The 23126-nt window shown below is 73.8% G+C and carries 15 protein-coding genes; 7 read left to right on the top strand and 8 right to left on the bottom strand.

All coding sequences use genetic code 11. The features are described 5' to 3' along the window. Positions 1-480: 480 nt before the first annotated feature. On the bottom strand, positions 481-1029 hold the full coding sequence (locus tag AB0P07_RS30620) for a MarR family transcriptional regulator (RefSeq protein WP_365556282.1): 549 nt from the start codon (positions 1027-1029) through the stop codon (positions 481-483). Positions 1030-1181: 152 nt separating this feature from the next. Between AB0P07_RS30620 and AB0P07_RS30625 the strand changes: the two genes are divergently transcribed. After that, on the top strand, positions 1182-2462 hold the full coding sequence (locus tag AB0P07_RS30625) for an MFS transporter (RefSeq protein WP_365556459.1): 1281 nt from the start codon (positions 1182-1184) through the stop codon (positions 2460-2462). A 45-nt stretch (positions 2463-2507) separates the two neighbouring features. Here the strand turns inward: AB0P07_RS30625 and AB0P07_RS30630 are convergent, their stop codons facing one another. After that, on the bottom strand, positions 2508-4157 hold the full coding sequence (locus tag AB0P07_RS30630; RefSeq protein ID WP_365556284.1) for a SpoIIE family protein phosphatase: 1650 nt from the start codon (positions 4155-4157) through the stop codon (positions 2508-2510). 183 nt (positions 4158-4340) lie between these two features. Next, positions 4341-5720 carry an NAD(P)/FAD-dependent oxidoreductase gene (locus AB0P07_RS30635; RefSeq protein WP_365556286.1) on the bottom strand — a complete coding sequence of 460 codons (1380 nt, stop codon included), beginning with the start codon at positions 5718-5720 and terminating at the stop codon, positions 4341-4343. 374 nt (positions 5721-6094) lie between these two features. Here AB0P07_RS30635 and AB0P07_RS30640 point away from each other — a divergent pair, with 374 nt between their 5' ends. Beyond that, positions 6095-6925 (top strand): TetR family transcriptional regulator, encoded by an 831-nt coding sequence (locus AB0P07_RS30640; protein WP_365556288.1) that lies wholly within the window; start codon positions 6095-6097, stop codon positions 6923-6925. Between the two features lie 436 nt (positions 6926-7361). On the opposite strand, the gene AB0P07_RS30645 is transcribed toward AB0P07_RS30640, so the two are convergent. Further along, on the bottom strand, positions 7362-7568 hold the full coding sequence (locus tag AB0P07_RS30645) for a hypothetical protein (protein ID WP_365556290.1): 207 nt from the start codon (positions 7566-7568) through the stop codon (positions 7362-7364). A gap of 9 nt (positions 7569-7577) precedes the next feature. Between AB0P07_RS30645 and AB0P07_RS30650 the strand changes: the two genes are divergently transcribed. Further along, positions 7578-9359, top strand: coding sequence for a sigma-70 family RNA polymerase sigma factor (locus AB0P07_RS30650; protein WP_365556292.1), 1782 nt, complete (start codon positions 7578-7580; stop codon positions 9357-9359). Here the strand turns inward: AB0P07_RS30650 and AB0P07_RS30655 are convergent. Further along, the gene (locus AB0P07_RS30655) at positions 9346-12639 is read right to left on the bottom strand and encodes a BTAD domain-containing putative transcriptional regulator (protein WP_365556294.1); all 3294 of its coding nucleotides are present in this window, start codon (positions 12637-12639) and stop codon (positions 9346-9348) included. The two genes, AB0P07_RS30650 and AB0P07_RS30655, sit on opposite strands and share 14 nt — an antisense overlap. 889 nt (positions 12640-13528) lie before the next feature. Then, positions 13529-15688: an asparagine synthase-related protein gene (locus AB0P07_RS30660; RefSeq protein WP_365556295.1), complete on the bottom strand. Its 2160-nt coding sequence runs from the start codon at positions 15686-15688 to the stop codon at positions 13529-13531. A gap of 713 nt (positions 15689-16401) precedes the next feature. Here AB0P07_RS30660 and AB0P07_RS30665 point away from each other — a divergent pair. After that, positions 16402-17823 (top strand): MFS transporter, encoded by a 1422-nt coding sequence (locus tag AB0P07_RS30665; RefSeq protein WP_365556297.1) that lies wholly within the window; start codon positions 16402-16404, stop codon positions 17821-17823. 76 nt (positions 17824-17899) lie between these two features. Continuing rightward, positions 17900-19108 (top strand): L-2-hydroxyglutarate oxidase, encoded by a 1209-nt coding sequence (gene lhgO, locus AB0P07_RS30670; protein ID WP_365556299.1) that lies wholly within the window; start codon positions 17900-17902, stop codon positions 19106-19108. Between the two features lie 290 nt (positions 19109-19398). Here lhgO and AB0P07_RS30675 read toward each other — a convergent pair whose 3' ends face one another. Next, positions 19399-19803: a Dabb family protein gene (locus tag AB0P07_RS30675; RefSeq protein ID WP_365556300.1), complete on the bottom strand. Its 405-nt coding sequence runs from the start codon at positions 19801-19803 to the stop codon at positions 19399-19401. A 181-nt stretch (positions 19804-19984) separates the two neighbouring features. Between AB0P07_RS30675 and trmB the strand changes: the two genes are divergently transcribed. Next, a complete protein-coding gene (gene trmB, locus AB0P07_RS30680; protein ID WP_365556461.1) occupies positions 19985-20758 on the top strand; it encodes a tRNA (guanosine(46)-N7)-methyltransferase TrmB in 774 nt (257 codons plus the stop codon). A gap of 10 nt (positions 20759-20768) precedes the next feature. Beyond that, positions 20769-22151, top strand: coding sequence for a PrsW family intramembrane metalloprotease (locus tag AB0P07_RS30685; RefSeq protein WP_365556301.1), 1383 nt, complete (start codon positions 20769-20771; stop codon positions 22149-22151). Positions 22152-22167: 16 nt separating this feature from the next. On the opposite strand, the gene AB0P07_RS30690 is transcribed toward AB0P07_RS30685, so the two are convergent. Continuing rightward, the gene (locus tag AB0P07_RS30690) at positions 22168-23112 is read right to left on the bottom strand and encodes an aldo/keto reductase (RefSeq protein WP_365556303.1); all 945 of its coding nucleotides are present in this window, start codon (positions 23110-23112) and stop codon (positions 22168-22170) included. Positions 23113-23126: the final 14 nt, after the last annotated feature.

Raw genomic sequence — 23126 nt, forward strand, 5'->3', positions numbered from 1 at the left:
GCTGTTGAGTTCTCAAGGAACGGACGCTTCCTTTGTACTCACCCTCTCGGGCTTTCCTCCGGGCGCTTCCCTTCGGTCTTGCGTTTCCGACTCTACCAGATCTTTCCGACCCGATTTCCTCGGTGCTTTCCAGGTTCCCGCTTTCGCGTTTCCCTTTCCGGCGGTTCCGACTGTATCAGATCCTTTCGGGCTCTGATTCCCCGTCAGAGGGGGTTGTCGTCCCGGCCATTGGGCCGTTCCGACGTTTCAAACCTTAGCGGACCTTCTCGGCGTTTCCCAATCGGGGTCGACCGGGCCGACGCGTACCCAGCGGAATTGAATTCGGGCGCGCCGAAGTCATTCCCATTGGGGATCGTGCTGGTGGTTTGAGTGCCGCTGCTGCGGCGGAAGGTGCTGCCGCTGAACCGTTACGGTGCCGTGGCAACTCGAAGAACCTTACGTATCCGGCAAGGGACTGTCAAGCGTCGCTGTCAAGATCTTTTAATCGAGGTCGCTGAGCCGGCCGCCGGCGTCCGGCTGGGCGTGTTCCACCCTGCGCAGGAGGCGGGTGAGCACCTCGCCGAGCGCGGTGCGGTCGTCGGCGGAGAGGTCCTGGAGCAGGTCTTCCTCGAAGACCGTGGCCATGCGCATGGCTTCCTGCCACTTCTCGCGCCCCTCCGCCGTGATCGCCACGATCACGCGAACCCGGTTGTTCTCGTCTCGCTCCCGGGTGACCAGTCCCTCCGTGACCATGCGGTCGATGCGGTGGGTCATCGCGGCCGGTGTCAGGCCGAGGCGCTTGGCGAGGTCCCCGGGTCCCAGGCGGTAGGGGGCGCCGGAGAGCACCAGGGCCTTCAGCACCTCCCAGTCCGTGTTGCTGATGCCCAGCTCGGCGGTCTGCCGGCCGTACGCGACGTTCATACGGCGGTTGAGACGGGAGAGCGCCGAGACGATCTTCTCGACCTGGGGGTCGAGATCCTGGAACTCGCGCTGGTAGGCGGCGATCTGCTCTTCGAGTGTCGGCTCGCCGGCGCCGGAGGTGTCGCCCATGGCCGCAGTATGGCACGCGGCGCCTTTGCCTTGAAGTCCTTCGCTATGTACTCTTTACCTTCGAACTTTAGCTTCTAAGTCTTCAGCCTTCAGCTCTGAGGGCCGCAGCGACGATCCCGAGAGATCAAGAGAGGGTGAACGTGACCAGGGCAATGGGCGCGGCGATGCGCCGGATCCACGTGGGCAACGCACTCAGCGCGTTCGGACTCGGCTTCACAGTCCCCTACCTGTACGTCTATGTGGCGCAGGTGCGGGGACTGGGTTCTGTCACGGCGGGCCTCGTGCTCGCCGTCTTCGCCGTGGCCGCGCTGATCGTGCTGCCGTTCGCCGGGCGGGCCATCGTCCGGCGCGGCCCGCTGCCGGTACTGCTGGTCGCCCTGGTCACCGCCGCGCTCGGCGCGATGAGCCTCGGGCTGTCCGCCTCGGCGGGCACGGTGCTGCTGTCCGCCGCCGCGCTCGGTGCGGGGCAGGCCGTGATGCAGCCGGCGCTCGCGACGATGATCGTGGACTGCTCCACGACGGAGACCCGGTCGCGGGCGTTCGCGATGCAGTTCTTCCTGCAGAACCTGGGGCTGGGCGTCGGCGGGCTCATCGGTGGCCACCTGGTCGACACCTCCAGCGCGTCGTCCTTCACGCTGCTGTTCGCCATCGAGGCGGCGATGTTCCTGGTGCTGGTCGCCGTCATGGCGACGGTGCGGGCGCCGCGCGCTCCGCGGCTCGAGGAGGCGCCGGGGCAGGGCACCGGCGGCGGGAGCTGGAAGCAGTTGCTGGGCAACCGGGCCATGGTGCAGCTGTGCGTCCTGGGCTTCGTGCTGTTCTTCGCCTGCTACGGGCAGTTCGAGTCGGGGCTGAGCGCGTACGGCGTCGAGGCGGCCGGCATCTCCACGTCCGCTCTGGGGACCGCGCTGGCGGCGAACACGCTGATGATCGTGGTCGCGCAGTTCGCGGTGCTGAAGTTCGTGGAGCACCGGAAGCGCTCTCGCGTGATCGCGTCCGTGGGGCTGATCTGGGCCGTGGCGTGGGCCGTGGCCGGGTACGCCGGGCTCGGGCACGGCAGCCAGGCGATGGCGACGGCCGCGTTCATCTCGACGTATGCGCTGTTCGGGCTGGGTGAGGCGATGCTGTCGCCGACGCTGGCGCCGCTGGTGGCCGACCTGGCGCCGACCGGGCTCGCCGGGCAGTACAACTCCGCCTTCGCCCTGGTGAAGCAGCTCGCGCTGGCGATCGGTCCCGCGGTGGGCGGGCCGCTGGGGGCCTCGCTGCACGGGCCCTACATCGTGGCGTTCCTGCTGTTCTCGCTGGGCATCACGGTGCTGGCGGTGCGGCTGGGGCGGCAGCTGACCGACGTACAGAACCAGCCGGCGCTCGCGCGGAGCCGCGTGGTCACCCAGGGCGGGGCGCCGACCGACGCGGTGGTGGCCGCGGAGGCGTGAGCGGGCCGGCAGCCGGGGCCGGGAATCCCGCCGCCCCGCGCCGGCTCACGGCTTCTGCAGGAGGAACTCGCACCAGACCGCCTTGCCGCCGCCCGGAGTGCGTCGGGATCCCCAGTTGGAGGCGATCGTCGCGACGATGGCGATGCCCCGGCCGGACTCGTCACCGGGCTCGGCACGGCGGCGTCGGGGCAGGTGGTCGTCGCCGTCGGTCACCTCGATGATCAGGCGGCGGTCGGTGCGGCGCAGGCGCAGCCGCATCGGCGGGGTGCCGTGCTGGAGGGAGTTGGCGACCAGTTCGCTGGTGGCCAGGACGCCGAGGTCGTGCAGGTCGGGCGGGAAGCGCCAGCTGGTGAGGACGCCGGAGGCGAAGGCACGCGCGCGTGGAGCCGCTTCCACTCCGCCGAGCAGTTCCAGTGCGGCGTTGCGGAACAGCTCGGCCTCGGTGCCCTTGCGGGCGGGGTGCTGGAGGACGAGGACGGCGACGTCGTCGTCGTGGTCCGGGGTGACGCCCGCCGAGCGGACCAGGCGGTCGCAGACGACGTGGGGCGTGCCGGTGGCGCCGGACAGGGCGTGCTCCAGGGCGGCGATGCCCTCGTCGAGGTCCTCGTCGCGGCGTTCCACCAGGCCGTCGGTGTAGAGGACGGCCGTGGAGCCGGGAGGCAGCGCGATCGAGCCGGAGGCGTGGATCCAGCCGCCGGTGCCGAGCGGGGGGCCGGTGGGTTCGTCGGCGCGTTGGACGGTGCCGTCCTCGTCGCGCACGAGGATGGGCAGGTGACCGGCGGACGCGTAGACGAGGCGGCCCTCGTTCGGGTCGTGGATGGCGTAGACGCAGGTGGCGATCTGGTTGGCGTCGATCTCGGCGGCGAGGCCGTCGAGGAGCTGGAGCACCTCGTGCGGGGGCAGGTCGAGGCGGGCGTAGGCCCTCACCGCCGTGCGGAGCTGGCCCATGACGGCCGCCGCGCGGACGCCTCGCCCCATGACGTCGCCGATGACGAGGGCCGTGCGGCCGCCGCCGAGGGTGATCACGTCGTACCAGTCGCCGCCGACCGCGGCCTCGGTGCCGCCGGGGTGGTAGGTGGCGGCGACGCGCAGGTCGTCGGGCTCCTCCAGTTCCTGCGGGAGGAGGGAACGCTGGAGGGTGACGGCGGTTTCGCGCTGGCTGCGTTCGCTCGCACGGAGGCGGCCCGCCGCCTCGGCGTGGTCGGTGACGTCGGTGGCGAAGACGAGGACACCGCGGCCGTCGCCGTTGTGGCCCTCGGCGACCGGGGTGCAGGTGAAGGTGTAGGAACGGCCGTCGGGGGCCTTGCGGGACTTGAGGGTGCGGGGCCTGCCGCTGCGCTGGACCTGGTCCAGGAGCGGGAAGAGGCCGGGCTCGTCCAGCTCGGGGAGGGCCTCGCGGGCGCGGGCGCCGAGGTCGCGTGTGCCGAAGGCGGCGACGTAGGCGTCGTTGACGTAGGCGAGGCGGTGCTCGGGGCCGTGGACGAGGGCGACGAGGGCCGGGACACGGTCGAGGAGGTCGCGTACGGGCAGGTCGTCCACGTCGGGGACGGGCGGGGTTTCGTCGGTCAGCTGTTCGGCGCGGGCGGCGGGTACGGAGCCGTCTCCCCGGCGGTCCGGGGGGACCGCCGTGTCCGTCCGCGACGCGGCGCGGCGCTGTGTTCCGGGGAGTCGGGCGCTCCAGCGCGTGAAGTTCACGAATCCTTGCCTCGTGTAGTTGTCGGCGGCCGGGGACCGGGACGGGCCGGGGGCGGCCCGGGCCCCGGGGGCCGCGCTGGGGCGAGCGGCGGCGCGCCCGCGGTGGTGGACCAGTCTGGCAGGGTGCCCGGCCGGCCGACATCCGTCAGACGCCCCAGTGGCCGGGGGAGTTCCTGGCTCCGGTCAGGACGACCCCTTCGGGTTGTGCGGGGGCTCCTGAGAAGGCTTTCCACCGGCCGCGCGTTCGAACTCCGCCCGCGGATGTTCGAGTGACCCCAGGGAGACGATCTCCCGTTTGAAGAGGCCGGCGATCACCCATTCGGCCAGTACGCGCGCCTTGCGGTTGACGGTGGGGACCCGGCTCAGGTGGTAGGCGCGGTGCATGAACCACGCGGGGTAGCCCTTGAGCCTGCGCCCGTAGACCTGGGCGACGCCCTGGTGGAAGCCGAGGGAGGCGACGGAACCGGCATTGGTGTGGGCGTACGTGTCGAGGGGCTCGCCGCGCAGGGCGTGGGTGACGTTGTCGGCGAGGACCCTGGCCTGGCGGACGGCGTGTTGCGCGTTGGGGGCGCAGGTGCGGCCGGGTTCGGCGGCGGTGACGTCGGGGACGGCGGCGGCGTCTCCGGCCGCCCACGCGTGCGGGGCGCCGTCGACCGACAGGTGGGCGGTGCAGGTGAGCCGGCCCCGGTCGTCCAGGGGGAGGTCGGTGGCGGCGAGGACCGGATGCGGTTTGACGCCGGCCGTCCAGACGACCGTGCGGGTGGGGAAGCGGGAGCCGTCGCTGAGGACGGCCACGCGATCGGCGCAGGATTCGAGGCGGGTGTCCAGGCGTACGTCGATGTTGCGGCGGCGCAGTTCGGTGACCGTGTAGCGGCCCAGTTCCTCGCCGACCTCGGGCAGGATGCGGCCCGAGGCCTCGACGAGGATCCACTTCATGTCCTCGGGCGTGACGTTGTGGTAGTACCGCGCGGCGTAGCGGGCCATGTCCTCCAGCTCGCCGAGAGCTTCCACGCCCGCGTAGCCGCCGCCGACGAAGACGAAGGTGAGGGCGGCGTCGCGGACGGCCGGGTCGCGGGTGGAGGAGGCGATGTCCATCTGTTCGAGCACGTGGTTGCGCAGACCGATGGCCTCCTCGACGGTCTTGAAGCCGACTCCGTGGTCGGCGAGGCCGGGGACGGGCAGGGTGCGCGAGACGGAGCCGGGCGCGAGGACGAGTTCGTCGTACGTCACCCGGCGGGCGCCGGTCCTCTCCTCGTCCGTGGCGAGGGTGGTGAGGGTGGCGGTGCGCGTCGTGTGGTCGATGGAGCGCACCTCGCCGACGACGACGTCGCACTGGCCGAGGACACGGCGCAGGGGGACGACGACGTGCCGCGGGGAGATGGACCCGGCCGCCGCTTCGGGGAGAAACGGCTGGTACGTCATGTAGGGGTCGGGGGTGACGACCATGATCTCGGCCTCGCCCCGCCGCAGTTCGCCCTTGAGATTCCGTTGCAGCCGCAGGGCCGTGTACATCCCGACGTAGCCACCGCCGACAACGAGAATGCGCGCACGTTCCTTCACCACCCCATGACGCACCCGACGCTTGCGTTTGTCCACAGGCTCGGCAAATTGTGTGACTGGAGATCATGGGAGCGCACAGGCGGACGAAACAGCCCCGGGAAGCGTGATCCCGCAGGTCAGCGGGGGCGGGGGCGGGGTCCGGGGGTGGCACATTCGGGGTGTGTGCGATCGGTGCTCCGATCGGCGGGCGCTCCGTGCGGAACGTGCCCCTTCTGAATTGACCCTCGCTCAACTATGTTCTTTCCGACGGTGTGTGGGGGGATGTGCTCATGGGGTCCGCGACGGGCGGACCACGCTAGCGGGCCCGTTCCGTGCACTCCGGCTTTCGATGGCGGGGAGAGTCTCCGGGGGGAGACGTCATTACCGGGGGATTGTCTATGCATGTTCAGGATTCTCATTGGTCGTCCGCGTCGGCCGTCGCGCCCGGCGGTGCGATGAGTACGACGGCGAGCGGCGCCCGCGCAGACGCGGCACGGAGCGCGCCCTTGCGCGTGGACGCCCAGCGCAATCTCGAGCACGTGCTGCGCGCAGCCCGCGAGGTGTTCGGCGAGCTGGGATACGGCGCGCCGATGGAGGACGTCGCCCGGCGCGCGCGGGTCGGTGTGGGCACGGTGTACCGGCGCTTTCCGAGCAAGGACGTGCTGGTGCGCCGGATAGCCGAGGAGGAGACGGCTCGGCTGACCGACCAGGCACGCGCGGCGCTCGGGCAGGAGGACGAGCCGTGGTCGGCGCTGTCCCGTTTCCTGCGGACGTCGGTGGCCTCGGGCGCCGGCCGGCTGCTGCCGCCGCAGGTGCTGCGGGTCGGAGTGCCGGAGGACGGTCAGGGCGGTACCGGTGGCGCAGGTGGTGCGGCGGCCGGTGATCCCCGGGTGCCGCAGCAGCGGATACAGCCGGGCACCGAACTGCGGCTGGTGCCCGAGGAGGCCTCCTCGGCCGGGGCACCGGCCGGCGGGCCGGGTTCCGTCGCCGCCTCCGCCGACGGCTCCGTGGCGGTCGCCGAGGGCGCCGCGACGCTGCTGGAGGTCGTGGGCCGGCTCGTGGAACGGGCACGGACGGCGGGTGAGCTGCGGCCGGACGTGTCGGTGTCCGACGTACTGCTGGTGATAGCCACGGCGGCCCCCTCACTGCCGGACCCGGCCCACCAGGCGGCGGCCTCGGCCCGTCTGCTGGACATCCTGCTGGAGGGCCTGCGGTCACGGCCGGCCTGAGAGGACCGACGCGAAGCGGCCCGCGCCGTCCGGCCCACTCGGGACGCCCGGCGCGGAACGCGTCCGGTCCTGGACGGCGGATGCCGGCCGGGCCTGTCCGGGGCGACCGGAACGGAACGGCCGGGTGCTGGACCGGCCGGCCCGGGACGACCGGAACGGAACGCGTCCTGCCCGGGCAGCCGGAACAGAACGGGCCGGCCCGGGACGACCGGAACAGGACGGTCGGTCCGGGACGGTGGTGCCGTGGGGTGTTTCGTCTCTCCTTCCCCGAACGGCTGAGCGTTATTACCGCGGCCCGGCAAGTCCCCACAGACGAGTGACGGTCGGCACAAGGGGGTCCTGAACAAAAGCCAATATGGCACGCTGACCCGGTGTTCGGACTGGCTGGGCAGGTTGGCGGGGGCTTTCCGCGATGAGTGTTGACGGGCGGGACAGGTCAGTCGGTGACGGCGAGAAGGGACCTGGTGACGCCGGGACCGATGCCGCCCGGGAGGGCGGCACGCCGCAGGTGCCGGGCCAGGGCGGTCCGGCCGGACCGGCCCGCGACCGGCGGGCCGGCCCCGTCGAGGACGGTGGCCGCGAGGCCCCTGCCGAGGGCGAGAGCCGGGCCGGGGCCGAGGTCCCGGCACAGCGCGAGCTGCACGAGGACAGCGTGCTGCCGCCGCCCCGGGACCCGGACGACGGTGGCGTCCTGCCACCGCCGCGCGAGCTCCCGGCGTCCGACGCGGAGCTGATCCAGCGGATGCGCGCGGGCGACGACACGGCCTACGAGGAGTTGTACCGGCGTCACGCGGACGCGGTCCGCCGGTACGCGCGCACCTGCTGCCGCGACGCCCACACCGCGGACGACCTCACCGCCGAGGTGTTCGCCCGCATGCTCCAGGCGGTGCGCGGCGGTTCGGGTCCCGAGCACGCCGTACGCGCCTACCTGCTCACCGCGGTCCGGCGCGTCGCCGCCGGCTGGACCCGGTCGGCGGGTCGGGAGCAACTGGTCGAGGACTTCGCGGTGTTCGCCGCGCAGGCCGCGAACACCGCGAAGGTGCCGGACGACGACACCCTGGAGCTGGGCGCCGACGTCCGCGCCATGCACGAGGCCGAGCAATCGATGGCCATGCGGGCCTTCCGCTCGCTGCCGGAGCGGTGGCAGGCGGTGCTGTGGCACACCGAGGTCGAGGACGAGTCGCCGAGCGAGGTGGCCACGCTCTTCGGGCTGGACGCCAACGGCACCCGCGTCCTCGCCAGCCGCGCACGTGAGGGGCTGAAGCAGGCCTACCTCCAGGCCCACGTCAGCGATGCCCTCGCCACCGACGAGGAGTGCGCCCGCTACGCCGACCAGCTAGGCACGTACGCGCGCGGCAGGCTGCGCATCCGGGCCGAACGCGGGCTGCGCAAGCACCTGGAGGACTGCGCCAGGTGCCGGCTGGCCGCGACCCAGATCGAGGAGGTCGCGAGCGGCATCCCCGCCGTGGTGCCCGTCGCGGTCATCGGCTGGTTCGGTGTCGCCGGGTACGCGAAGGCGGCCGGACTCATCGCCGGCGGCGCGGGCGCCGGCGCGGCGGGAGCCGCGGGTGCGGCGGCCGCGGCGAGCGGCGGCAGCTCCGGCGGAGCGGGCGTCGGGGGCGGTGCGGCGGCGGAAGGCCTCGGCGCGCCGGTGAAGGCCGGCATCGCGGCCGGTGTGGTCGCGGTGGCCGCCGCGGCGGTGCTGGCCCTCGCGCTGGCCGGCAACGACTCACCGGACAAGGAACGCCCGAAGGCCGCCCCGCCGGCCTCCTCACCGGTGGCCCAGCCCTCCCCGGACACCCCCACGCCCGCGACGCGGCCCCCGAACCCACCCGAGCCGGTGGCGGCACCCGAACCGACCCCGACCCCCACCTCCACGCCCACGCCGACTCCGACCCCACCCCCGAAGCCCACGCCCACCCCCACACCCACCCCGACCCCGACCCCGACACCCACCCCCACGCCGACCCCGACGCCCACGCCTCCGCCCCCACCCCCACCCGCCGTCTACCAGTGGAGCGAGCTGGCGTACGACGTGAGTGGCGACGGTACCGGCCCCGAGATGCGGCTGGCCGGCAGCAGTTGGGTGTGGCAACGCTCGGCCCTGTCGATCGACGACGTGTCGTACGCGCACGGCGTCACCGTCAACGGACGTTCCTCGGTCACCATCGACCTCAACCGTGACTGCTCGTCCTACGACGCGCTGGCCGGCGTCGACGACCTGACGATGAAGCTGGGCAAGGTCCACTTCTCGGTGTACGCCGACGGCGTCCGGCTGTGGAACTCGGGCATGGTCAAGGGCGGCGACCCGGCGGTCCCCGTCCATGTGGACATCTCGGGGCGCGAGACGCTCCGGCTGGTGACCGAGCCGCACAGCCCCTTCGACACGGTGGCGCTCGCGGACTGGGCGCAGTCCCGCTTCACCTGCGCGTAGACGCTTGCGGGACCGGCTGTCCCACCGCCGCCGCCAGCTCGGCGACGACGTCCGACGGCGCGAGGACGGCCCCCTCGGCCAGTTCGAGGTCGTACCGCTCACCGCCGAGGGCACCGCGGGCGGCGGCCTCGGCCCGTTCGGCGTGTGCGCGGTCCGGCACGGGGCGCGGACGGTCGCCGCGCCAGTGTCCGGCCGCGCCGAGCAGCCGCACCGCGCGGACGTGGTCGCCGAGGTCGCTCAGCAGACCGGCCGAGCTGTCCACGAGGGTCGCGAGGACCAGGTCGGCGCACCGCTCCTCGACGGCCGTGCGGACGGTGCCCGCCAGCAGCGGCAGGGCCGCCCCCGGGCCCGACTCGCCCGCCGTCACGAGCGCGTCCACCAGCCCGAGCATCGCCAGGAACTGCGGCGGCGGCGTGCCGCGCAGGCACTCCTCGTAGGCCGCCTCCCACAGGACGCGCGCTCGTGCGTAGTCCTCCTCCACCACCGCGAGTCCGGCCCGCAGCATCAGGACGAAGGCCTTGGAGTCCACGACGCCGTACCGGTCCGCCGCGGCCCCGGCCTCGTCGAGGACGCCGAGTGCCGTGCCGTGGTCCCCCTCGCGGTAGGCGATCTCGGCGAGCCGGGCGATGAGGAACGGCGCCTCCGCGAAGGCGCCCACCTCCTCGGCGAGCCGCAGGGCCTCCTCGTACTCGGCCCTGGCCTCCTGGTAGCGACCGCGCACCATGGCGGCCTCGCCGAAGGCGCTGCACACCTGGGCCTCCACCAGGCGGTCGCCGACGCGACGGCTGAGCACGCGCAGCTCCGCCAGGTCGTCGTCGATGCCGACCGGGGTGCCCGAGAGGTCGACCACCGCGTGGGCGCGGAACATGAGGCTGGCAGCGATCTCCCATTCGCCCCCGTACGTACGGCAGTTGGCGACGGAGGCGTCCATGGAGCCGCGGACGTCGCCCGAGTCGCCGACGAAGAACTCGGTCAGCGGCCAGATGAGGCCGGGCACCCGGGCCGCTTCGGGGCCGCCCGCGGCGAAGTGGTCCCGCACCCGCCGCACGTACCGCCGCATGCGCTCGTCCCGCAGTCCTTCCCTCGGCGCGGTCTCGAAGGTGAGGAGGATGTGCATCATCCGCACGCGCATGCGCAGGGAGTGCAGCGGGTGCGGCGGGTCACCGTCCCGCTCGGCGAGGAGCATGTCGATGGGATCGCCGACCCGGTCGCGGACGTCCGTCGTCGAGGCAGAAGGGTCGTCCGCGTCGAGAGCTGCGCCTAGGCGCAGCACCCGGTCGAGCCATCCGACGCCTTCGTGACGGTAGTTCCGCAGCCACCAGAACCAGCCCATGGCGAGTGCGAGGGCGGCGGCCTCCGGCTCGTCGCCCGCGGTGAGGGAGCGGTCGAGGGCCGCGCGGATGTTGTCGTGCTCGGTCTCCAGGCGCGCTATGTACGGCAGTTGCCCGGACGAGCGCAGTTGCGGGTCGGCCTCCTCGGCCAGGGCGCGCGCCCAGGCGCGGTGGGCCCGCTCGGCGTCGGCACGCAGCCCGGGGACCTCGGCGGCGCGTTCCCCGGCGTACTCGTGGATGGTCTCCAGCATGCGGTAGCGCATGTCGGCGCCCTCCCGGCCGAGATCGGCGACGACGAGGGACTTGTCCACGAGAGCCCCCACGAGCTCTGCGGCGGACCCGGAACACACGGCCTCCGCCGCCGCCAGGTCCCAGCCGCCCGCGAAGACGGACAGCTCGCGCAGCATCGTGCGTTCCGCCTCGTCGAGGAGGTCCCAGGACCAGTCGACGACCGCGCGCAGGGTCTGCTGGCGGGGCAGGACGGTGCGGCTGCCGGAGGTGAGCAGGCGGAAGCGGTCGTCGAGCCGGTCGGCGATCTCCCGCGGGGTGAGCAGCCGCAGTCGGGCGGCGGCCAGTTCGATGGCGAGCGGCAGTCCGTCGAGGCGTCGGCAGATCTCGGCGACGGCCTCCTCGTCGCGCAGTAGGACGTCGGCGTCGGGCCGTACGGCACCGGCGCGCGCGGTGAAGAGACGAGACGCCTGCTCGGCGCTGAGCGGCTCGACCGGGCGCACCGCTTCACCGGGCACGCCCAGCGGCTCCCGGCTGGTGGCGAGGACGGTGAGGCCCGGGCACCGGGTCAGCAGGGTCTCGGCGAGCCGGGCCGCCGCGCCGATGACGTGTTCGCAGTTGTCGAGGACCAGGAGTTGGCTGCGCGGGGCGCAGTACTCGACGAGCAGGGCGACGGGGTCGTCCTGCACGGTCGGCCGGTCGCCGGTCAGCAGCACGGTCTCACGCAGCCCGAGGGCGTTGACGACCGCGCCGGGCACCGCCTCCGGCCGGTCGAGCGGGGCGAGTTCGACCAGCCACGCCTGCCCGAGCCCGGTGGCGGCCTCTTCGGCGAGGCGGGTCTTCCCGGATCCGCCCGGTCCGGTGAGGGTGACCAGGCGGGCGCGGCGCACGTCGGAACGGATGGCGTCGAGCTCCCGTTCCCGCCCCACGAAGGTGGTCAGCCTGGGCCGGATGTTGCCGCGGCGCTCACCGGCGGCCACAGCCCGCTCGGACGCCGGGCCGGTCTCCGGCTCCGCGCCGAGCAGTTCGGCGTGCAGGGTGCGCAGTCGGGTGCCGGGTTCGGTGCCGAGGCCTTCGGCGAGGGTGCGGCGGACGTTCTCGTAGGCGGCCAGCGCGTCGGCGGCGCGGCCGGTGGCGCGCAGGGCGCGGACGAGGAGGGCGTGCAGGGGCTCGTCGTACGGGTGCGCGGCGGTCAGTTCGCGCAGCCTCGGCACGGCGTCGTGGGCGTCGCCGAGGCGCAGACCGGCCTCGATACGGGCGCGGGTGGCCTCCATGTGCAGGGCCTCGGGGCGGGCGGCGTGGCCGGGGAGGTCGGCCAGGGCCGGGCCGCGCCAGAGGGCGAGCGCCTCGTCCAAGTGCCGGGCGGCGGTCGCGGCGTCGTCGTGCCCGAGGGCGGCGGTGCCCTGGCGTACGAGGCGTTCGAAGACGTACAGGTCCACGTCGTCGCGGGTCGCCGCGAGCCGGTAGCCGCCGGGGGCCGATGCGACGGCTTCCTTGCCGACGGTACGGCGGAGGCGGCCGACCAGGGCCTGGAGGGCGGCAGGGGCGTCTTGCGGTGGGTCGTCCTCCGCCCAGACCTCGTCGATCAGCGTGGTGGGCGTGACGACGTCACCGGGGCGCAGGGCGAGGGCGGTGAGCAGCGCGCGCAGGCGGGGGCCGCCGGGGGTTGCGACGGTGCCGTGGTCCTCCGTCTGGGTGACGCCCAGGATTCTGTACCGCACGGGTTCATTGTCGCCGAGGGGATGTGCCCGGGCCCCCGGCGTGCCCTTGGCGCCCGACGCGGGTGCGGACGCGGGATCGGTCACGCGGCCCGACGCCGGCAGGGTGCCCGGCGTGGGTGCGGGTGGGCCCACCGGTCCGGGGTTGCCCGGTCACCCGGCGCGGGTGTGGGCGGGGGAGCGGGGTGAGGCGGCCCGGCGCCGGCGGGGTGCCTCCCCCCAGCGCCTGAACGGCCTGGGAGGCACCCCGACCGCCCACCCGTGCCGCCCCAACGGCACGCCTGCCCGCAGCGGGGGCGGCAGGCATGGCAACTGCCCGCAGCAGCGGCGGTGGCGTGGCGGACTCCCTGCATCTGGGGCGGCAGGCGTGGCGGACTGCCCGCAGCAGCGGCGGCGGTGTGGCGGACTGCCTGCAGCTGGGGTGGTGACGGCGGCGAGGGCGGCGGGGAGCCGCGTACGGCGGGGACGGGGCAGTGGCGTGGGGCGGCGGAGAGCCGCGTACGGCGAGGAGGGGTCGGGTCGGGGGGTGTCCGCCCGCAGCGGTTGGCGCGTCAACGCCGGGGAAGATCTGCGGCCGACCGATTCCGCGCCGTTCCGAGGACGGACACCCCCCGGCCCGACCCCGACCCACCACGCACCCCAAGGCGCTACGCGTACCCCCACCGAACCCGCACAGGCGCCGCAGGCACCCCCCACCACCGCCGCAGGCACCCGCACCACCACCACGCACCCCGTACAGGCCGCCGCAGGCACCCCCCACCACCCACCGCCGGAGGCACCCGCACCGGCGCCGCAGGCATCCGCACCCCACCCCACCCGCGCAGGCGCCGCAGGCCCCCCACCACCAACCACCCACCGCCGCAGGCACCCGAACCGGCGCCGCAGGCACGCGTCACACCCGTCGCGCGACCGCGCCCGCCCCGCCCAGCGCGCCCCGTTGGGGTGCGATGCCGCCGGGGACCGCGCGTTGGCGGGCCGGGGTGCCGGTCCAGCAGGTGCCGCGGCGGGCCAGGAGGCGGCCGAGCCACAGCTCCAGGGAGACGAGGTCGGCCAGCCCGTCCAGCGGCAACGGCTCCCCCGCGGCAGCCGCCCGCACCGCCTTGCGCACGACCCGCGCCTCCACCAGCCCCGCCTCCGCGAGCAGCGGCCGGTCGAAGAGCCCCAGCAGGGAATCCGCGGCGACCCGCAGCCCCGTCCGCGCCGCGGAGGCCGCCAGCGCCTGGGTCGGCGCCCCCCACCCCGGCGGCAGCTCGCTCACCCCCGCCCCCTCCAGCACGGACCGCAGGATCGCCGCCCGCGCCCCCGGCTGCACCCGCAGCGCCTCCGGCAGGGCCCGGCACGCCCGCACGACCTGGTTGTCGAGGAACGGCGTGTGCAGCCGCTGGAAGCGGATCTCCGCAGCCTGCTCCAGCACCCGTACCTCCGCCGCCTGCCGCGCCAGGGCGGCCCGCGCCCGGAAGTCCCCCGGCCGCTGCCCCGGCCCCACCCCCGACCGCTGCGAGGACGTCTGCAGGCGAACCGATACTTCAGCCAGCGCCTCTCCGGTCAGCCACCGCGCCGCCGGCCCCGCCCCGGCCCAGGTCAGCGCGGCCAGGGACGCATCCATCGCACCGTCGCCGGGTGTGTCGAACCGCCGCCGCAGCAACCGCTCGGCGAGCACCTCGAGGCCGCTCCGGTACGGCGTGCGGGCCAGCCGTCGCGCCGCCGCGTACACGCGGGCGGGGACCAGTACCGACCCGTCGGCCTTGGCGAGCGCGGCGACGGGCCGCACCAGGTGGCGCCTCTTGCGGTCCATGAGCAGGTCGGCCAGGCGCGCCGGATGGGCGTCCAGCACCTGCCGCGCTCCGTACCCGGTGAAGTGGTCCGCGCTGCCCGCGGCCAGCCGCGCCCGGTGCCGTGCGGCGGCGACCAGGAAGGACCCCGGTTCGTCGGTCAGCGGCCCGTCGAGGGCGGCGTACGGCAGCATGTCCTCGTCGCCGGTGACCACCACGTGGTGGAACCGCGGGTTGGCCGCCAGCGCCCCCGCCCGCGCCAGCTCGGGTTCCTGCCCGCCGACGGCGAGGTCGTTGAAGGTGACGGCCAGCAGCCGCTCCCCCGCCCCGGTGCCGTGCCCCAGCACGGTCCCCGGCATCCCCGGCAGCCCGGCCGCCAGCAGCGCCAGCGTGCCCGAGGCCGGCCCGCCGGACAGGTCGGCCCCGATCCCCGGCACCGGCATCCCGCGCGCCGCACGGCGTTCGGCGGGTCCCATGCCCGGCACCGGACCGGGGTCGATGCCGTCCCCGGGGACGTGCCGGGGCGCGGCGAGCCGGGTCCGTACCGCCTCCACCAGGGCGTCCCGCACGGCGTCCACCGCGCGGTCGGGGTCGGCCGCGGGCGCCGCGACGGCGAGCGAGGCCACCGGCTCGTACCCGGCGATCTCTCGCGCCCCGGCGCGCAGGATCAGCGCGTGCCCCGGCGGAACGCGCTTCACCCCGTCGTACGGCGTGGAATCGTCGAGCGCGGCCGGCACGTCGGGCGTGGCGAGCAGCGCGGCGAGGTGGCCGAAGTCGAGGTTGGCCTCGACGAGGTCGGCGAGCGGCAGCGCCGCGGTGGCGTAGGCGGTGCCGCCCGCCCACGGGGTGTGGAAGACCGGCCGCGCGCCCGCGAGATCGCCGCACACGGTGATCCGTCGCCCGACCTGGACGACGGCCGTGTAGCTGCCGGGCCACGCCGTCAGATGCCGCAGTGCGCCCCCGCGCGCGGCGAACAGCGCGACCCGCAACTGCTCGTCGCTCGCGCCGCAGATGCCGAGCACGGCGATCCGGGTCTGCGGGTCCGCGGTGACGACGCGCACCTCGTCGGGACGCCAGTCGCCGACCGCCCACAGCGGGTCGGGGTCGCCCCACAACGCCTGGGCACCCACGGGCTGCACGGTCTCACCGTCGTAACCGGTGGCCCCGGCCGAGCCGTAGACCCCTGCGGAACGGGTGGCCCCGGCGGAGCCGGCCGCCCCGACGATCCCCGCTGCTCCTGCTCCCACGGCGGCGCTGCTCCACCCCACCAACCACCGCATCGACGCCTCCACAGGCTGGGGACAACCAGTGCACCGTACGAACTGGTTCCCCATGCTGCCACGAAGGGCGCGCCACAGAGCGTCGGCGGAGCCGTGTGTGCTCCGCGAATGCGCCCTGGCGGAGACTCACGCGAGGACGCCAACTCCCTTGCACCGTCTCCGGGACGCCGCAACCGAGGGAGTGAAGACGACGCGAATGCGCCCCCGAAACGCGCCCTTTGGCTCCCCCGCGCGCCCTCAACTACCGTGGTGAGGGCGGCGGTACCCCGAAATCACCAGCGGTGATTTTCAGCCAAATCGACGTAACGCGGCCACACTCGAACACGCTCCGTACAAACTCCGCGCACCGCCCGACGAGCCGCCGACGGTGCGCGGCCCGGGGGACGGGACTCGCCCCCCGGGCCGGTCCGCCGCCCGCGGGGATGTAGGCGGCGGCGTCCCCCAGCCCACTGGATCCAGTACAGCGGGCCGACCCACGCACCGCCCATGGAATCGCTCCCGCCGTGGCCGGAGAAGAGCGCACGGACGGGCGCACGGCCACACATCGGGAGCACGCGGCAACAGACCGTACATACACCGCACTTGAGTACGGACCACAATCCCGCCATCCGGAAGAATGCCTCTTAACGCATGGGATGCGGCGAACTACGCTGGGTTTACGAATGCCGCGTGGTTATGCCAGCGCGGCAGCCGTCTGTGTCGAGGGGTGACGCATGTCCAGGGAGCAACGCGGGCCGAACGAAAAGCTCGGCGCCGTTCTCGCCCTCGCGGGAATCAGCAACGCAGGTCTCGCCCGGCGCGTCAACGACCTCGGCGCCCAGCGCGGGTTGACCCTTCGCTACGACAAGACGTCGGTGGCGCGCTGGGTCTCGAAGGGCATGGTGCCGCAGGGTGCCGCGCCGCACCTCATCGCCGCCGCCATCGGCCAGAAGCTCGGCCGCCCGGTGCCACTCCACGAGATCGGCCTGGCGGACGCGGACCCGGCCCCCGAGGTGGGCCTCGCCTTCCCGAGGGACGTCGGCCAGGCGGTCAGGTCCGCCACCGAGCTGTACCGTCTCGACCTCGCCGGCCGCCGGACCGGCGGCGGCATCTGGCAGTCGCTCGCCGGATCGTTCGCGGTGAGCGCATATGCGACGCCCGCCTCACGATGGCTGATAACCCCGGCCGACAGCTCGGTGGCGCGCGAGGCAGGCCCGGCCGAGGGCTCCGGCGCACCGCTCAAAGTCGGCCACAGTGATGTGCAGAAGCTGCGCGAGGCCGCCGAGGACGCCCGACGCTGGGACTCCAAGTACGGCGGCGGCGACTGGCGTTCGTCGATGGTCCCCGAGTGCTTACGCGTCGAGGCGGCACCGCTGCTCCTCGGCTCCTACTCCGACGAGGTCGGCCGCGCCCTGTTCGGCGCCTCGGCCGAACTGACCCGCCTGGCCGGCTGGATGGCCTTCGACACCGGCCAGCAGGAGGCCGCCCAGCGGTACTACATCCAGGCCCTGCGCCTGGCCCGCGCGGCGGCCGACGTCCCGCTCGGCGGCTACGTCCTCGCCTCGATGTCCCTGCAGGCCACCTACCGCGGCTTCGGCGACGAGGGCGTGGACCTGGCCCAGGCCGCCCTGGAGCGCAACCGGGGCCTGGCCACGGCCCGCACCATGAGCTTCTTCCGCCTGGTCGAGGCCCGTGCCCACGCGCGCGCGAACGACGCGGTGGCGGCCGGCGCCGCCCTGAAGGCCGCCGAGAGCTGGCTGGAGCGCGCCCGTTCCGGCGACAGCGACCCGTCGTGGCTCGGTTTCTACTCCTACGACCGGTTCGCCGCCGACGCGGCCGAGTGCTACCGCGACCTGAAGGCACCCCGCCAGGTCCGCCGCTTCACGGAGCAGGCGCTGTCGAAACCGACGGAGGAGTTCGTACGCTCGCACGGTCTCAGACTCGTCGTCTCGGCGGTGGCCGAGCTGGAGTCGGGCAACCTGGACGCGGCCTGCGAGCAGGGCGTGCGGGCGGTCGAGGTGGCGGGCCGCATCTCCTCGGCCCGCACCACCGAGTACGTGAAGGACCTCCTGCACCGCCTGGAACCCTACGGCGACGAGCCGCGCGTGGTGGAGCTGCGCGAGCGCGCCCGCCCGCTGCTGGTGACTCCGGCCTGACGGACCGCCCTCTTCCGGGTTTGAAGGCATTGTCAGTGGCGCAGTGCACTATCGAAGCCGGGAGGTGAACCGGGAGATGGAACGAGTGTTCGACTGTGATGTGCTGGTGGTCGGCGGCGGCATCGTCGGCCTGTCCACGGCGTACGCGATCACGCGTGCCGCACCGGGCACCCGGGTGACGGTCCTGGAGAAGGAGCCGGGCCCTGCCCGTCACCAGACGGGCCGCAACAGCGGCGTCATCCACAGCGGCGTCTACTACCGCCCGGGCTCCCTGAAGGCGCGCTACGCGGTGCGGGGCGCCGCCGAGATGGTGAAGTTCTGCGCCGAGTACGGCATCGCCCACGCCGTCACCGGCAAGCTGATCGTGGCCACCGACCGCGCCGAGCTGCCCCGCCTGCACGCCCTGGTGCAGCGCGGCCGGGAGAACGGCATACCGGTGCGCGAGCTGGGCGGCTCCCAGATCGAGGAGTACGAGCCCGAGGTGCGCGGCCTGGCCGCCATACACGTCGGCACCACCGGCATCTGCGACTACGGCGCCGTGGCCCGGCAGCTCGCCCACGCCTCCGGGGCGCAGATCCACTACGGCGCCGAGGTGCACCGCGTCGACCGGCGCCCCGGCCTCGGCGTCGCCGTCCGCACCCGCGCCGGAGACGTGCTCCGTGCCAGGGTCGTGGTCAACTGCGGCGGGCTGCACTGCGACGAGATCGCCCGGCTGACCGGGGACGACCCCGGCATGCGGATCGTGCCCTTCCGGGGCGAGTACTACGAGCTGGCGCGGCCCGAGCTGGTGCGAGGGCTGGTGTACCCGGTCCCGGACCCGGCGTTCCCCTTCCTCGGGGTGCACCTGACCCGCGGCATCGACGGAGGCGTCCACGTCGGGCCGAACGCGGTGCCGGCGCTGGCCCGCGAAGGGTACGGCTGGGGCGTGGTGCGCCCCCGCGAGCTGGGCGCCACCCTGGCCTGGCCGGGGGCGTGGCACATAGCCCGGCGGCACTGGAGGTACGGCGCGGGAGAGCTGCGGCGGTCGCTGTCCAAGGCCGCGTTCACGACGGCGGTCCGCAGACTGCTGCCCGCGGTGACGGAGGACGACCTGGTCGCCGCGCCGGCCGGGGTGCGGGCGCAGGCGGTGCTGGCGGACGGCACGCTGGTGGACGACTTCCTGATCAAGGAGGGCCCCCACGCGGTCCACGTCCTGAACGCACCGTCGCCCGCGGCGACCGCGTCCCTGCCCATCGGCCGGGAAGTGGGGCGCAGGGCGCTGGCGATGCTGGCCGCCGCGGACTAGCTAGGGGGCGTCGTTTGGATCTTGTCGGGGTCGCGGGGTCCGGCACGCGCTCCCCCACTGCCTGAAGGGCGTGGGAGGTGCCCCCAGCGGCGTTGTCGTCGGTTGTCAACGCTCCGCGTTGCCGCCCTCCTCCGCCGTGCAGCTGCACGCTCCCCCACTTGCAGCTGCACGCTCCCCCACGCTCGGCTTCGCCCGCGCGAGAGGGGCCCCACCGCCTCCGCTCGGGTCGGCCACACGGCACCCTTGCCTGGAGCCGGCCCGATCCGAACGACATCCCTAGAGGACCTGTCCTACTCGGGCGCGCTGCTGCCCTCGTACGAGCCGAGGCCCTCGATCAGGGCGACGAGGGCCGGGTCCCCGGCGAAGCGCTCGGCGTGGATCTGCCGGATGAGGTCGCCCGTGGCCGGGTCCTCGTCGTCGGTCAGATCGTGCGAGACCATGCGCCGCACCAGCGGCAGCCCGATCTCGTCGACCCGCCGGTGCAGCGGGGCGTGCATGTACGCCCGGTAGCCCTCGATGTCCTCGACCGAGAACAGCGCTCCGTAGTCGAAGTCGCCGCCCACGTCGCGCCCGACCGACCAGTACGTGACGGCTTCGATCTCCCGTCCCATCCTGCGGAGCATCTCCAGAGCCTCGTCGACCCGGTCCCGGGGCGCGTCGGGGCGCATGGCGAGGCGGATCTGGTGGTGAATCACGGCGTCTCTCCTCGGCGTTGACGCGAGCACTTCGATCTGTCGCTACAGTTATATCCCATAACTATTTCGACAGGCCATCGCACACACGTACACGCACTAAAATCGACGCATTGTGTCTGACTCCCACCACGCCCACGCCCACGCCCCCGAAGCCCCTCCCCAGCCCCCGGCCGGGGCCTCCCTGCGGCACGTCCGCGCCAAGGGCGAGCCCCGTTTTCCCGACGGGCCGAAGCCCGATCCCGCCGGATCGCACTTCGAGCGGCGGATCCGGAGTTTCCAGCCGCGCCGCAGCCGGGTGACCACCGGGCAGGCGGACGCGCTGCAGCGGCTGTGGTCCCGGTGGGGGCTGGACATCGACGGGCAGCGGGTCGTCGACCTCGCCGAGCTGTTCGGCAACGCCCGCCCCGTCGTGGTCGAGATCGGCTTCGGCATGGGCGAGGCCACCGTCGCGATGGCCGCCGCCGACCCGGACACCAACATCCTCGCCGTCGACGTCCACACCCCGGGCCAGGGCAACCTGCTCGGTCTCGCCGAGCGGAACGAGCTGTCCAACATCCGGGTGGGCAACGGCGACGCGATCATCCTCCTGCGCGAGATGCTCGCCCCCGACTCCCTCGCCGGGCTGCGCGTCTACTTCCCCGACCCGTGGCCGAAGAAGCGGCACCACAAGCGCCGGCTGATCCAGCCGGAGTTCCTGTCCCTGGCCGCGACCCGGCTCGCCCCGGGGGCCGTGCTGCACTGCGCCACCGACTGGGAGCCGTACGCCGAGCAGATGCTCGACGTACTCACCGCGCACCCCGACTTCGAGAACACCGCGCCCGGCGGCGGATTCGCGCCGCGCCCCGAGCACCGGCCGCTGACCCGTTTCGAGGGGCAGGGACTGGACAAGGGGCATGTGGTGAACGACCTGCTCTTCCGCCGCGTACCGCACAAGGAGCTGCCCCCCACCGGTTAGGGTCCATGCCGTGGCCACCTGTCCCCCGTATTCGACCCCCGTGCACCGGCATACGCACTGGTGGCAGCGCCCCTGGGTCCGCTACGCCGCGCTGATCACCCTGCTGGCGCTCTCCGGCCTGGTGATCCTGGCCCTGGTGCGCGAACAGACCGGCACGCAGGGGTTCCTCGTGGGGCTCGGCCTCGCCGTCCTGCCCGTGCCGCTGCTCATAGCCGCGTTCCGCTGGCTGGACCGGGTCGATCCCGGCCCCTGGCGGAACCTGCTGTTCTGTTTCGCCTGGGGTGCCTGCGCGGCGGCGCTGATAGCGATCGTCGCCAACAGCTTCGCGACCCGGTGGATAGCGACCGCGACCGCCGACCCGACCGGCGCGGACACCTGGGGCGCCACGGTGATAGCCCCGGTCGTCGAGGAGTCGGCCAAGGCCGCCGCCGTCCTCCTGGTCTTCCTCTTCCGCCGACGGGACTTCACCGGCCTCGTCGACGGCGTGGTCGTCGCCGGGGTCACCGCCACCGGCTTCGCCTTCACCGAGAACATCCTCTACCTGGGCACCGCCTTCGGCACCGACCAGTTGACCGGCGACAGCGGCATCGCCTCCGTCACCGCGGCGACCTTCTTCGTCCGCGTCGTGATGTCGCCGTTCGCGCACCCGCTGTTCACCGTGCTCACCGGCATCGGTTTCGGCATCGCCGCCCTCTCCGGGGGCCGGCACCGCCTGCGCCGCTCCCTGCTGCCCCTTGGCGGACTGCTGCTCGCGATGGGCATGCACGCCCTGTGGAACGGCTCGGCCGCGTTCGGCGAGTACGGCTTCTTCGCCGTGTACGCGGCGTTCATGGTGCCGTCGTTCGGCCTGCTGACCTGGCTGGTGATCTGGACCCGGCAGCGCGAACTGGGCACCGTACGGGCCGAGCTGCCCGCGTACGTCGTCGCCGGGTGGCTGACGCCGACGGAACCGTACGCGCTCGGCTCGATGCGGGCCCGCCGCGTCGCCCGGCAGTACGCCCGCCGGCACGTCGGGAAGGAGGGGGCGCGGGCGGTGGCGCGGTACGAGGCCTGCGCGACCTCGGTGGCGTTCCTGCGGCAGCGCGGGCGCCGGGGCAGGGCGGGCGCCGACTTCGCCGTACGCGAGCGGGAACTGCTGGACGCCCTGTGGCGGCTGCGGGGCGTGGCCCGTCCGGCGCTGGAGTACGCGGCCCGGGTCACGGCACCGCCGGCGCCGCGGCCGGTCCCGCCGTGGGTGTACGGGTACGGGGCGCCCGGCCCGTACGGACCCGCGCCGGTGCCCGCCCCGTACGGTCCGTACGGTCCGCCCCCGTCGCACCATCCGTACGCGCCGCCCACCCCGCCACTGCCCTACGCGCCGCAGTACCCGCCACCCCGCCCCTACGGGCCGTAGGGCCCGCGCCGCCCGCTCAGGCGGACGCCCGCGTGAGCCGCTCCGCCTCGTCCTGCGTCAGATCCAGCTCGGCCACGCCCAGCAGTGCGGGCAGTTGCTCGACGGTGCGCGCGGAGGCGATGGGCGCCGCCACCGTCGGCCGGCCGGCCAGCCAGGCGAGGGCCACCGTGGCGACGGGCACGCCGTGCGTCTCGGCGATCTCGTCCAGGGCGGCGAGCACCCGGCGCCCGCGCTCGGTCTCCAGGTGCTTGGCCGCACCGCCCGCCCGCGGGCTGTCCACGGCGGTGCCCGGCCGGTACTTGCCGGTGAGGAAGCCGGCCGCGAGCGCGTAGTACGGCACGGCGGCGAGACCGGCCCGCTCGGCGAGGCCGCTCAGTTCGCCCTCGTAGGTGTCGCGGGAGACCAGGTTGTAGTGCGGCTGGAGAGCGACGTACCGGGCCAGGCCCTCGCGCTCGGAGAACTCCAGGGACGCCGCGAGCCGCTCGGCGGAGATGTTGGAGGCGGCGATGTGCCGCACCTTGCCGGCCCTCACCAGCTCGTCGAGGGCGCCGATGATCTCCTCGACCGGCACCTCGGGCTTGTCGAAGTGGGTGTAGTAGAGGTCGATCCGGTCGGTGCCCAGGCGGCGCAGCGAGGCGTCGGCCGCGGCCTTGATGTTCGCGGCGGACAGGCCGGGGTAGTCGGGGTGCTGGCTGACCTTGGTGGCCAGGACGACGTCGTCACGGTTGCCGCGGGAGGCGAGCCACTTGCCGAGGACGGTCTCGGACTCGCCGCCGCTGTTGCCGTCGACCCAGGCGGAGTAGGAGTCGGCGGTGTCGACGAAGTTGCCGCCCGCCGCCGTGTAGGCGTCGAGGACGGCGAAGGAGGTGTCCTGGTCGGCGGTCCAGCCGAAGACGTTGCCGCCGAGGGCCAGGGGGAAGACCTCGAGGTCGGAGGAGCCGAGCTTGCGCAGAGAAGTCATGTGGAGGATCAACG

This window comes from Streptomyces sp. NPDC085944, from assembly GCF_040686295.1.
In the GTDB taxonomy this organism is placed as follows: Bacteria; Actinomycetota; Actinomycetes; order Streptomycetales; family Streptomycetaceae; genus Streptomyces; species Streptomyces salinarius.